The sequence below is a fragment of the Pseudoalteromonas luteoviolacea CPMOR-1 genome (assembly GCF_001625685.1).
Taxonomy (GTDB): domain Bacteria; phylum Pseudomonadota; class Gammaproteobacteria; order Enterobacterales; family Alteromonadaceae; genus Pseudoalteromonas; species Pseudoalteromonas luteoviolacea_K.
Genome location: NZ_AUYC01000084.1, coordinates 159,258 through 172,542, shown reverse-complemented (window position 1 = coordinate 172,542; position 13,285 = coordinate 159,258). Strand labels below are relative to the sequence as shown.

At 42.4% G+C, this 13,285-nt stretch carries 8 protein-coding genes; 1 reads left to right on the top strand and 7 read right to left on the bottom strand.

What is annotated here, in order from left to right; all coding sequences use genetic code 11:
* Positions 1 to 279: 279 nt before the first annotated feature.
* The 5 genes from nagP to secA all read right to left on the bottom strand — a co-directional run bounded on the left by nagP (position 280) and on the right by secA (position 10,048).
* A complete protein-coding gene (nagP, locus tag N473_RS23880) occupies positions 280 to 1,581 on the bottom strand; it encodes an N-acetylglucosamine MFS transporter NagP (protein WP_063370122.1) in 1,302 nt (433 codons plus the stop codon).
* Positions 1,582 to 1,858: 277 nt separating this feature from the next.
* On the bottom strand, positions 1,859 to 4,456 hold the full coding sequence (locus N473_RS23875; protein ID WP_063370121.1) for a family 20 glycosylhydrolase: 2,598 nt from the start codon (positions 4,454 to 4,456) through the stop codon (positions 1,859 to 1,861).
* 266 nt (positions 4,457 to 4,722) lie between these two features.
* The gene (locus N473_RS23870) at positions 4,723 to 6,786 is read right to left on the bottom strand and encodes a M13 family metallopeptidase (RefSeq protein WP_063370120.1); all 2,064 of its coding nucleotides are present in this window, start codon (positions 6,784 to 6,786) and stop codon (positions 4,723 to 4,725) included.
* A gap of 88 nt (positions 6,787 to 6,874) precedes the next feature.
* The gene (gene mutT / locus N473_RS23865) at positions 6,875 to 7,270 is read right to left on the bottom strand and encodes an 8-oxo-dGTP diphosphatase MutT (protein WP_063370239.1); all 396 of its coding nucleotides are present in this window, start codon (positions 7,268 to 7,270) and stop codon (positions 6,875 to 6,877) included.
* Between the two features lie 69 nt (positions 7,271 to 7,339).
* Positions 7,340 to 10,048 (bottom strand): preprotein translocase subunit SecA, encoded by a 2,709-nt coding sequence (gene secA, locus N473_RS23860; RefSeq protein WP_063370119.1) that lies wholly within the window; start codon positions 10,046 to 10,048, stop codon positions 7,340 to 7,342.
* Positions 10,049 to 10,485: 437 nt separating this feature from the next.
* Here secA and N473_RS23855 point away from each other — a divergent pair, with 437 nt between their 5' ends.
* A complete protein-coding gene (locus N473_RS23855) occupies positions 10,486 to 10,959 on the top strand; it encodes a DUF721 domain-containing protein (RefSeq protein WP_063370118.1) in 474 nt (157 codons plus the stop codon).
* A 51-nt stretch (positions 10,960 to 11,010) separates the two neighbouring features.
* On the opposite strand, the gene lpxC is transcribed toward N473_RS23855, so the two are convergent.
* Together lpxC and ftsZ are read right to left on the bottom strand one after the other, a co-directional pair.
* Positions 11,011 to 11,934: a UDP-3-O-acyl-N-acetylglucosamine deacetylase gene (gene lpxC, locus N473_RS23850; protein WP_063370117.1), complete on the bottom strand. Its 924-nt coding sequence runs from the start codon at positions 11,932 to 11,934 to the stop codon at positions 11,011 to 11,013.
* Positions 11,935 to 12,011: 77 nt separating this feature from the next.
* Positions 12,012 to 13,268 (bottom strand): cell division protein FtsZ, encoded by a 1,257-nt coding sequence (gene ftsZ, locus N473_RS23845; protein WP_063370116.1) that lies wholly within the window; start codon positions 13,266 to 13,268, stop codon positions 12,012 to 12,014.
* Between the last annotated feature and the right edge of the window lie 17 nt (positions 13,269 to 13,285).

Below are 13,285 nucleotides of genomic sequence, written 5' to 3'. Positions count from 1 at the left end.
TAAGAAAACCTATCTAATTATACCCTATTAATTTATAACTATTCGCTGTTTATACATTTTCAGTTTTTTGTACTGCTTTTCTTATTGGTTTCAATTGAGAATTAAGAAAGCTAATAGAGTAGGTTGTTTTGTTAAGTACCTAAGCACCTAAGCACCTAAGCACCTAAGCACCTAAGCAAGTACCGTATAGTGTATTTAGTTAGGCAAAAAAAATGCCACCTAAATTAGGTGGCATTACACACGGGATTATTTCTACTTATAAATAGAAATTCTGTTTACTTATTTCCAGCTTCTCATTTTGTGACCTTTCAAAGCATAGAAAAGTATAAATATGTAACTTGGGATCATTAAGCTGTATGCACCTTGTGCACCAAGGCCTGCAACATTACCTAAACCAATAAGCAATGGACCTAAAGCACCACCGGCAATACCCATTATCAGTAAGCCAGAAGCCGTACCAGTCAGTCGGCCAAGGCCATCTAATGCCAGCGGCCAAATCGCAGGCCATACCATTGCATTAGCAAAACCGAGCAATGCGATACACAATAACGGATCTGGTAGCTGAGGTCCACCAAAAGGCACTAACAATAGATTAGAAAGTGCAAAAGAGTTGTTATCACCCATTACAACAGCAAGCACAGTGAAAATACCAGCTATGCCCGACATCACTAAAGCACTCTGTTGAGACATAAAACGAGGAATTAAGACAATACCAATTGCGTAACCAAGAAGCATACAACCCATGGTATATGATGTCATAATCGAATAATCAGCAATACCTAAGTGTAGTGCATAAGAACCAATCGTATCTGCTGCAATAACTTCAACTGCAACATATAATGCAATACCGATTACACCTAACACTAAGTGAGGGTGTTGTAAGGCTTCTCTTAATTCACCTTTTGATGTTTTACTTTCTTCTTCAAATACCAAGTCTGGAAGAGGCGCAAACTTTGCGAATAGTGCAAATAAAAATATTAAACCAGAAATGGCTAGGTAAGGCGCTATTAAGCTATTTGCCATCGCATCTTTTTGTTCTTGCGATAAACTTTCACCACCATTAACGACCCCGCTTACCACAACCGCAGCAAACACAATAGGTACAATCACACCAGCTGACTTATTTAATAGGCCCATTATACATACACGCACCGCCGCTGACTTTTCAGAGCCCATTTTTACGACATATGGGTTAACGGCAGTTTGTAATACGGTTTGACCAACACCAATTAATAGCTGCGCTAAAAGGAATATTTCAATTGCCTGCATCTTGGCTGCAGGAATATATAGTAGCGCTGACAAAGCCATGATCACACAGCCTACTGCCATACCATTTTTATATCCCACTTTTTTAATCACCATTGCAGATGGGATACCTGCAATCGTTACGGCAATATAAAATGACGATATAATAAATGACGCTTGTAACGGCGATAGTTCAAGCATCTGCTGTAAAAATGGAGTGATAGCGCCGTTCAACCAGGTTATACACCCCAATATAAAAAACATAGAACCAGCCAGTGTCATCGGCAACCAGACACTCTGCTTCGCTTTTTCGTTCATATCCACTGTTGCTTCCATAATACTCTTCTTGTTGCAATAAAATCTTATGACAAGTTGCACTTGTGACCACTTATCACAGGTACACGATATATGTTGTTTTTGTGCCCGCTTTCCAAGGCTTAAAGCCTTTCAGCAGTGTCAGTGCTGCAATGAAAATAAGTTCACACAGCAAAAATGACAGCGCTGACATTTAACTTTACGTTAATTTTACACGTATTTCTAGTTAGAAATTATACTAAACTGGATTTAAAAAAGGGGCAAACGCCCCTATTTAAATTTTAAATTATCAGTAGGTTTAGTCTAAACCTGTAATTCGACTGTACTTTTTGCCATCTAATGTCGTTCTCAAACGCACATCTGATGAATTACTTACTGACATCGGACCTGAATATGTTTGCCATGATTTACCCGCGTCCAAGCTCACTTCAATTGTCAAAAATGAAAATGCACTATTCGCTAATAACTGACCATCTTTGATCACCGCACCAGGCACAGGTAAGTTAACATTCACACCGTCCGCAACCAATCGATTCAATTCTTTTAACGCCAGTGTCGCTGAAAATTCTTGCCAGTCAGTTGCTCGTGCTTTTTCATTTGGCTGCTCACCTTCCCAGCTTGCTTTATGCCATGCGCGCTCAGCAACGGTCAAAACACGTGGGAACATCATCGCCATCACCTGATCTTCAGTGCGGATCGTTTCAGTCCATACCTGCCCTTGCATACCCAAGATATTTTCAGGTTTTTCGAGCTTTGGTAATGGTCGACCAACAAGCGCTTCTAAATTGTCAATCGCTTCGCCATTACGGGTAAAGTCTGCGTTAGCATAGGCATCATCAGGCATATAACTAAATGCTTTTTTGGTGTCTGTATACCTTGCAGCCCAATAATAACCACGTTCAGCTGGGTGTGCTTCATAAGGATGGTCAAAGTATAAATGTGTACCGTGAGATAACACGACCTGATAACCATCATTAGCCAAACGATAAGCCCTGTCTGCGACTCCCCACTCCCAGATATTATCCCATACGTTAGCAGTGAAGACTTGGTTAGGGAACTCATCACGTTTAAACGGATTAACACGGTCATACATCAGACCATCTTCCCAAGCGCCCGGTGCAATACCGCGTTTTGCAAAGATTTTCGCAATGCGCTGCGTGAAGTAAGGTTTCAGATCCGCAGGCCCTGCAATGCCATTATTCGCTTCATTAAATAAGGCATTACATGCAGGTGATTTCGTCCAAGAACCCGCACCTACTTCATCACCACCAAAGTGCAAATTTTCTAATCGCGTACCCGCTTCACGATACATGCCTTGAAGCTCATAAGTCACCTTTTCAACGAAGGCATACGTAGAGTCCATACACACATTAAACGAATTATCAGTGTAGTTTTGTACCGTTAAATATTCAGATTTGTCTTCAGGATCACTCAATAAGAAAGCACGCGCTTCAGCCTCTAGCCCCTGCTCCATCAATCTATGATATCTCGCTTCCATCGCTTTGATAGCTGCACGTGCATGGCCTGGACCTTCAATTTCTGGAATGATATCTATGTGCCTAGCTTTAGCAAATTTTAACAGCTCAACAAAGTCTGCTCTTGATAGATAACCATTTCCAGAACCCGTCTTAAATGGACCCGTACCAAGCTGAGTAAGCAAACAGGAACGTTCTTCTAAATCAAAGCAGCGATAACCGCCAATTTCCGATAACTCGGGTAAACCTGGGATTTCTAAGCGCCAGCCTTCATCATCCGAGAAATGCCAATGAAATTTATTTAGCTTATAACGAGCCATTTGCTCAACAAGCTTAAATAAAGCGTCTTTACCATGGTAATTTCGCGCATTATCATAATGCATACCACGCCAGCCATACCTCGGCGTATCGTCAATCTCTACATTTGGCACTTCTACAGTGCCGTCCGGTACCTTGGTAAACAGGGCTAATAGGCTTTGGATCCCATAGAATACACCCGCATTATCTGCACCTATGATTTCTATTTTATCGTCATCTACTTCGAGCTTGTAACTGCCTGATTGACCTGAATAGTGCCCTTCTTGCGCGTCAACTTTGAGGAAAATGGTAGGAACTTTGCCTGCCGAAATGTGATCCGCTTTTGCATCCAGAGTTAAACCAAATTCACTTAGATCCTCCTGAAAAACCACCACTTCAGACTTCAAACGTCCTGCAAAACGAATTTGCCATTTATCATTTAACTGAGCCACACCACGATTAAAATCAACATTTTGAGGTTTAGGGATAATACGTTTCAGCGCAGCTTCTTTGTCAACTTTGACGTTATGCGCGTTGTGCTCATATCGCCAAGCAGCAGTAGCCAATGGGGAATAATCTAATGGCTCATTATGCCTTTTCAGTTGGTTTTCTCGCTCAATCGGCGCCACGAATGACGACATGTCTTCAGTATCTGTATTCGCAAAAATCACAGGTAAAGACTGACCAGATATAATAAATGCGCGCGGCATAAAATCGGTGTATGCAGCTATCCAAGCTGCCGCTTCAAATTCAATTTTGAGCGATTCATTCGCGGCGAGTCCTGCGAACTCAGGAGTAGGCACAAAGCGATGCAAATCACCATTAACATGCTCAATACGCAGACCAGCTGACGCTAATGTTTTAATTTTTCTAACTGAATGTACGTAGATCTGCCAATCACTTTCCCCTTTGGGCAAAGCAACATTCGAACGATTTTCTAATGTCACAGAGCCGATGAAACTACCAGCACCACCATGGAAGTTATTTTCTACTGCGAAAGTGAGTTGTGTATCTTTAGCAAACGCGTCTAGCTGAGGTTGAGAAAGCATCGCACTTGCGCCCCACGAGGCAGTGACCAGCGTCGTTGCAAACATCTGCGCAAGCAGATTTTTTCGTAGATTCATATTAGCTCCTAAAGGCTATTCCTTGAAACCACATTTTAGCAAAAGCTTATCCCAAGCGTTACGCATTCTGAATTATACGATTTATGATATTACGCAGCGATAGGAAATATGTGACTCAAATTAATAGCAATAACCAACTTATTGTTAGCTTTTCATCATATAGAAGAAAAAATGACAGCGCTATCAAATTTTAAAAAAGCCCGTTTATTCCACAAAAAAACCCGCTCAAGATTAACTCAAAGCGGGTTTTTATTCGTATATGTTCGTTACCAGATCTTCACTCGTTCCTCAGGTTTTTTATACATACCATCGCCTTCTTGCACATCAAATGCTTCATGGAACTGTGGCATATTTGATAAAATACCAATAACACGATATTCACTTGGTGAATGAGAGTCAGTCATCAAACGATTTCGTAGTTCTTCTTCTCGATACTCACGACGCCAAATCTGTCCCCAACCCATAAAGAAACGTTGTGAGCCTGTGTAACCATCTATAACAGGTGCTTCTTTACCATCGAGCGATAACTTATAGGCTTGATAAGCCACAGTTAAGCCGCCTAAATCGCCTATGTTTTCACCTAAAGTGAGCTCACCATTCACATGCACATCATCAAATGGCTTGAAACCATTAAACTGATTAATCAGCTGCTTTCCACGAGCTTCGAACTGAGATAGATCACTCTCTGTCCACCAGTTTCTTAAATTACCATCACCATCATATTTGGCACCTTGGTCATCAAACCCATGACCAATTTCATGCCCTATTACCGCACCTATAGCACCATAGTTCACGGCATCATCGGCTTCTAAATTAAAGAATGGCGGTTGTAAAATCGCAGCAGGAAAGACAATTTCATTATTAACTGGATTATAATATGCGTTGACCGTTTGAGGTGTCATATACCACCTTGAACGATCTACGGGCTTATCCAAATCGTCGATCATCGCACGATATGACCACTCGTTATAGCGCACATAGTTACCGACCAAATCATCTGCGCTAATTTCTAACCCAGAGTAATCACGCCACTTATCTGGGTAACCAATTTTAGGGGTGAACTTTGCCAACTTAGCTTTTGCTGCTGCTTTCGTCTGTGCACTCATCCATTCTAAATCATCGATAGATTTATCAAAACCAAGGATCAAATTATCTACCATGTCTTGCATACGTGCTTTGGCTTCTGGTGGGAAATGCTCTTTGACATAAATTTTGCCTAACAGCTCACCCAAAACGTCATTACTTGCGTCAGCGGCCTTTTTCCACATTGGAGACTGCGCTTCTAACCCTCTTAAAGTTTTGCCGTAAAAGCCAAAGCGTAGGTCAACTATTTTACGCTCAAGCAGTTCTGCATAATTGCTAGCAAAATGAAAAGTAAAGTAAGCGCGCCATACAGCAATGTCTGTGTTATTCACGATATTTGACAGCTGCGTAAAATAAGAGGGCTGTGACACAATAACCTTATCGGTTTTAACGCCTAACGTATTGAAATACGCTGTGACATCAAACTCTCCCATCTGTTCATTCAGCTTATCTACCGTCAGCTTATTGTAAGTTTTCGAAGCATCTCGGCTATCGACACGCGTCCATTGTGCCTTGGCAATCTCGGTTTCTAAGGCGAGAATATCTGTTGCAGCTTGCTCGGCTCCTTTTTCATCGAAGCCAAACTCAAACAATATATTGGTAATATAGGTTTGATAAGCAGTTCGATTATTAATGAACTTCTCAGTGTCTTTAAGATAAAAATCACGATCTGGTAACCCTAAACCAGATTGATACAAGTACATTGCATTTACGGTTGAGTTTTTAGCATCGTTGTACACATACCAAGAAAAAGGGGTAGTGCCCCCTTGCAACTGCAATTTGGCAATCAGCGATGGTAGTTGAGATTTTTTCGTAAGCGCTTTAATGGGTGATAAGTACTCATCTAATGCTGCTACACCTATTTCTTCTCTTGCGAGCTCATCGGTGTAACTTTTGTAAAATGCCCCAAGTTTGTATTCATCGCTGCCAGGGGTAGCTGAAGCGTCTTTTGCCGCGCTTTCTAAGATCACTTTTAATGCAGCTTGAGACTTTTCATTAAGCTCAGTAAAAGAACCATAATTTGATTTGTCGGCGGGAATCTCTGTGCGCGCTAACCACTTGCCGTTTACATGACGATAAAAATCGTCTTGGGGTCGAATTGACGAGTCTATGTTAGCAAGTTCAATACCTGAACTCAGTGTCTGTTGCTGCACAACTTCAGCTGTTGGTTGAGTTTGTGGCTGCTCACTACAGCCAACGAGGCCAAGTGCCATCGCCACACTAATTGCTGCGAATGTTTTACGCATAAATGCTGGCTCCTTTAGAAACATATATGAATAATACCTCGCAGTACATTAGATTCAAATCCTCGAGGTCATACTCAATTGTAACGGCTTATTTTTTAGTTGATAAAGCTTCAATAATTGCCACATTCGCTGACGGAAATGCCAGCTCTTTTAGTTTTTCAAGATCAACCCATTGCGATGGCTGCCCTTCCAGACCTCTCGCCTCACCCGTAAAGTCCGCAACCGTATGCACGACTAAGCGGACTGCTTTATCACCATAATCATGCTCAATGGTCAGCAAATGTGACGAGCTTTTCACCTCAATCCCTATCTCTTCAGCAAGCTCCCTAACAAGCGCTTGCTCTACACTTTCATTTTTCTCAACTTTACCGCCTGGGAATTCCCAAAGCCCACCTTGGTGCTGTTCATCGCTGCGTTTGCAGACAAAATATTGGTCTTCTTTAACAATGACACCAACCGCCACATTAACTACTTTTTTATTCATCATAATATCTCATAAAAAAAGCGACCAAAGGTCGCTTTTACATTAAATAGCGTGACTGCTTAGCTCAGCTTAGCTTAACTTACCACAGCACTGCTTATATTTTTTACCTGAACCACAAGGGCAAGGTTCATTACGGCCCACCTTAGGCTCAGCACGAGCTGCAATTGCAGCACCTTGAGGCGCTTCACCACCCACCGTTTCAGCTTCTTCATGTTGATATTGTCTTGGCATTTGCTCACTGCGACGATGCTGCTCTTCCACTTTTTCAACATCTTCTTCAGCACGTACCTGCACTTTGCTCAGCACACCGACTACATCAACCTTCAATGTTTCAAGCATATTTGAGAACAATTCAAATGATTCACGCTTGTACTCTTGCTTCGGATTCTTCTGTGCATAACCGCGTAAATGAATACCTTGACGTAGGTGATCCATTGCAGCCAAATGATCTTTCCAGTGCTGGTCAAGGCTTTGTAACATAACTGCTTTTTCGAAGTGACGAAGTACGTCTACACCTACTTGCTCTTCTTTTTGCTTATATGCTTTCTCTGCTTCCTCAACGATACGCTCTCTTAAGGACTCTTCATACAGCTTGCTATCTTCTTCAAGCCATTTCGCGATTGGTAGCTCTAGCAATAAGTCTGCTTTCAGGCGTTCTTCTAAACCTGGAATATCCCACATCTCGGCCAAACTTTGTGGTGGAATAAAGCGATCAATTGTACTGTTGAGTACATCACTGCGGATCGCATTGACTGTTTCTGAGATATCACCTTCTTCAAGCAACTCATTACGCTGCTCATACACGACGCGACGTTGATCACTTGCAACATCATCATACTCAAGAAGTTGTTTACGAATATCGAAGTTACGAGCTTCCACCTTGCGCTGGGCATTTTCAATTGCACGGTTCACCCAAGGGTGTTCAATGGCTTCGCCACGTTGCATGCCAAGTTTGCGCATCATCGCTGTCATACGCTCGCCTGCGAAAATACGCATCAATGCATCGTCCATTGATAAGTAGAAACGACTCGAACCGGCATCACCTTGACGACCAGAGCGACCACGTAATTGGTTATCTATACGACGCGATTCATGTCGCTCCGTACCGATGATATGTAAGCCGCCAGCCTCAAGTACTTTGTCATGAAGATCTTTCCATTTCGCTTTCGCTTGCTCAATTTGCTCTTCTGTCGGGTTATCAAGCTTAGCAATATCATTCTGCCAGTTACCACCTAACATGATATCCGTACCACGACCCGCCATATTCGTTGCAATCGTCACATTGCCAGGCAAACCTGCATCAGCAATAATATCCGCTTCTTGCGCGTGGAATTTAGCATTTAAAACATTGTGCTCAATTTTCTCTTTGCGCAGGAAGTGAGATAAATACTCAGAGCTTTCAATTGAAATAGTACCGACAAGCACAGGTTGTCCGCGTTTTTGACAATCTCTAATGTCAGTTAAGATTGCTTCAAACTTTTCTTCTTGTGTTAAGTACACTAAGTCTGCACGATCATCACGGATCATTGGTTTGTTTGTCGGAATAACAACCGTATCAAGGCCATAAATAGACTGGAACTCAAATGCTTCTGTATCTGCGGTTCCTGTCATGCCTGACAGTTTTTCATAAAGACGGAAGTAATTCTGGAACGTAATTGAAGCCAATGTCTGGTTTTCATTTTGAATACGCACACCTTCTTTTGCTTCAACTGCTTGGTGTAAGCCTTCAGACCAACGACGCCCTTCCATAGTACGACCAGTGTGCTCATCAACGATGATGACTTCGTTATCTTTTACAACATAGTCAACGTCTTTCTGGTATAACTTGTGCGCGCGAAGTGCTGCGTAAACATGGCTCAACAGGGTAATATTACCCGCTGAATATAAAGAGTCATCCTCTTCGATCAGACCATGCTTAATCAGTAACTCTTCAACATTGACTTGGCCACGTTCTGTCAGGTGTGCTTGTTTTGATTTTTCATCGATCGTGTAATCACCATCGCCCTCAACACCTTCCTCATCTTCTTTTTCTTGTTGAACTAGCTCAGGAACGATTTTGTTGATTTGTGTGTATAGCTCTGAGCTGTCTTCAGCTGGGCCGGAAATTATTAATGGCGTTCTAGCTTCATCAATTAAGATTGAGTCGACTTCATCCACAACCGCGTAATGCAAAGGGCGTTGAACCCGTTCTTCAATACTAAACGCCATGTTGTCACGCAGATAATCGAAACCAAACTCATTATTTGTACCGTATGTAATATCTGCCGCGTACGCTTCTTTCTTCTGTGCAGGCATCATGCCTGGTATATTACAACCAACACTCAAACCTAAAAATTCGAACAATGGGCGGTTGTTTTCAGCGTCACGTTTAGCCAAATAATCATTGACGGTGATAACATGAACACCTTTACCTGTTATACCATTTAGGTAAGCTGGTAACGTAGCGGTAAGCGTTTTACCCTCACCCGTACGCATCTCAGAAATACGGCCTTGATGCAGCACCATACCACCAATCATTTGCACGTCAAAATGACGCATTTCAAAGACGCGTTTTGAGGCCTCACGAACTGTAGCGAATGCTTCAGGAAGTAATTCGTCTAAGCTGGTTCCTTGCTCAAATCTTTGTCTAAACTCTGCTGTTTTTGCTTTTAGTTCTTCATCAGATAGCTTGCTATACTGCTCTTCTAAAGCATTAACTAAAGCGACCGTTTTGCGTAAATTTTTGATCATCCGGTCGTTACGGCTACCAAAAATCTTGGTAAAAATTTTAGTTATCATGTTTAAACCATTTCAATCTTATGTTTGTAAGCCCGTGCATTCGCGTATTCCCAAAAGGCTTACTAAGTCCTGTTGGCGACAAAGTCGTGTTTGTGCTGTGTGCCGAGTTAATTTTATACCTATCATACCAGACTATGCGCATCTGCAAACCACCTAAGCGAAAACTGTTCCCATTTAATAACATATCTGTCGCCAAGGCGTTTCAAGAATACACGCAATAACGCATATGATCACTTAAATATTACCCATCGGATATGACGGTATTGTTTGGTAATTATGCAGATATGGGGATAACTATCCGAAACTTCAAGTGCAATAAAAGAAGGAGATTTTACCTTGAGGCATTCAGCTTGCTTTTAACAATCCCTAACGATACCAAATACTAAAAATAAGGTAGAATATAGATAGTGATAGAACGCCATTGATGGAGGTCCGGCATGGCAAAAAATAGATTTGACCCTAAATCACTCTCAGAGCTGGCTCCAAAGTGGTCTAATAAACTCTCCAACTATGTCGAGAAGGCGCAAGATATTGCAGCCTTACAAGCTCCTTTAAATAAAGCATTAGGCCCTATTTTAAGTAAGAAATGCCGAGTCTCCAATTATCATCAAGGCACACTGTGTATTGAAGCCGCTTCTGCTACATTAGCAACACGCCTTGGTTATCTAAAAATGGAAATATTATCTGAATTTAGGCAATCTGGCTTTCACGATTGTAGCCAAGTCAAAATAACCACAAACCCAGAAGCCCAGCAACGTTTAGCACAGCGCACTGTCAGCTCTCAAAACAAACCCGCAAAACAACATAAACTTAGTGAGTCCACAGCAGAGCAACTCACCATGTTGGCCGAATCAGCCCCTGAAGGGCTCAAAGAGAGACTATTGAAGCTCGCCCAACACGCAAAAAAATAAGCTTTTTATTTATAAAACAGGCAAAAAAAAATGACGCTTTCGCGTCATTTCTTATCCGACGGTAACTTGTTGACTGGCTTCCAACCCTGGGGCTGGCATTGTCACCGGTTCATCAAAGGTTACCCACTCCCACGCTTGCTCATTGGCCATCACTTCACGTAGTAGTTTATTGTTTAAGCCATGACCTGATTTATAACAGGTCACTTTACCGAGAATATTATGCCCAGTCATAAACAAGTCGCCAACACAGTCTAAGATCTTGTGTTTAACAAACTCATCTTTATAACGGAGGCCATTCGGATTGAGTACTTTAAAGTCATCCAACACAACTGCGTTATCCATGCTGCCACCCAGAGCTAGGTTATTAGCATGCATATATTCAATGTCTTTCATAAAACCAAAAGTACGCGCGCGACTTATCTCTTCAGTGAAGCTTTGTGCTGTGATATCTAGACCAATACGCTGACGACTTGCATTGATAGCAGGGTGATCAAACGCTATCTCAAAGTCGATATGAAAGCCATCGTATGGCTCAATCTCTGCCCATTTATCACCATCTTCAACACGAACAGTTTCTTTGATGCGGATAAAGCGCTTAGCAGTATTTAACTCGGCAATACCGCCTTTTTGCAACAGATAAATAAATGGTAATGCACTACCATCCATAATTGGCACTTCTGCACTGTCGAGTTCTACAATCAAGTTATCGATACCTAAAGCTGCAACTGCGGCAATTAAATGCTCAGTCGTAGAAAGGCGAACACCATCTTTGTTCGTTAAACAAGTACATAATTGCGTATCACCCACAGCTTCAGGGGTCGTCTCAAAATCGACAACTGGGTCTAGATCTACGCGACGAAATACAACACCTGTATTTGCGCTCGCAGGTCGGAGAGTGATCGTGACCTTTTCACCTTTGTGTAAACCTACACCTGTGGCTTTAACAACTTCAGCAATTGTACGTTGTTTAATCATATATTCGCCCACTTTAAGTTAATAGACCGCGGAGTGTATCATATTTAACACCCCTTGCCAATCGGTCATTATTTATCCTAATCTGACTGTTTTCTCAAAAATGCTGGAATGTCGAAATAATCACCTTTTTCTTTCTCACCAGACTCTTTTGATTGTTCAGTCGTCTTAATCGCTTCTTTTACTGATGTTGTATTGGTCTCTGCATTAAATCCAGCACCAGTATCACTACTTGGCTGCGCTTCAACAGGCTTGTTACCTGCGCCACCAAAGCTTGGAACAAAGTCGTCGTTAGTATGACTTGGTCCATGTGTACCTGTTGCAGCTTGACTAGAAAGCCCTTGAATGCCTTTATCTACGATACCGAATTGAGGCTTACGGTCGCCCCCTAATCCCGTCGCGACAACAGTCACTCTCAACTCATCACTCATTTCTGGGTCAATCACTGCGCCGACTACCACCGTGGCATTTTCAGACGCCAATGCTTTTACATGATTACCAACCACTTCAAATTCTTCGATGGTGATATCCATACCCGCAGTAATGTTAACAAGAATGCCTTTTGCACCTGTCAGGTCAACGTCTTCAAGTAGCGGACTAGAAATTGCAGCTTCTGCCGCTTCTTGTGCTCTATCTGGACCTGACGCTGCGGCAGTCCCCATCATCGCAGTGCCCATTGCTGACATCACAGTTCTTACATCAGCAAAGTCGACATTAATCAAACCTGAACGCGTAATTAATTCTGCGATACCTTGAACAGCGCCGTACAATACATCATTTGCTTTTGCAAACGCGTCTAATAATGTAGTCCCTTTGCCAAGCACTTTCAGTAACTTGTTGTTAGGAATTGTAATAAGCGAATCTACAATTTCAGACAGTTCACCAATACCATGGTCAGCAGCAGCCATGCGCTTTTTGCCTTCCAAATCGAATGGACGTGTAACAACTGCAACCGTCAAAATGCCAAGTTCTTTTGCCACACGAGCAACCACAGGTGCAGCACCAGTGCCAGTGCCGCCCCCCATGCCAGCAGCGATAAATACCATGTCAGCACCCTCAAGACTTGCCTTGATGGTTTCGACATCTTCTTCAGCTGCATTTTTACCCACTTCAGGGTTAGCGCCAGCACCTAAGCCTTGTGTAATTTGCGTACCTAATTGTACTGTTACATCTGCCGATGACTTTCTCAGTGCCTGTGCGTCGGTATTTGCAACGATGAAGCGTACACCTTCTATTTCTTGCTTTACCATGTGCTCAACAGCATTACCGCCGCCGCCGCCAACACCAATTACTTTAATTACGGCTTCTTCGCCGTGTTGCTCCATAATATCAAACATCTTCACTCTCCGACTTG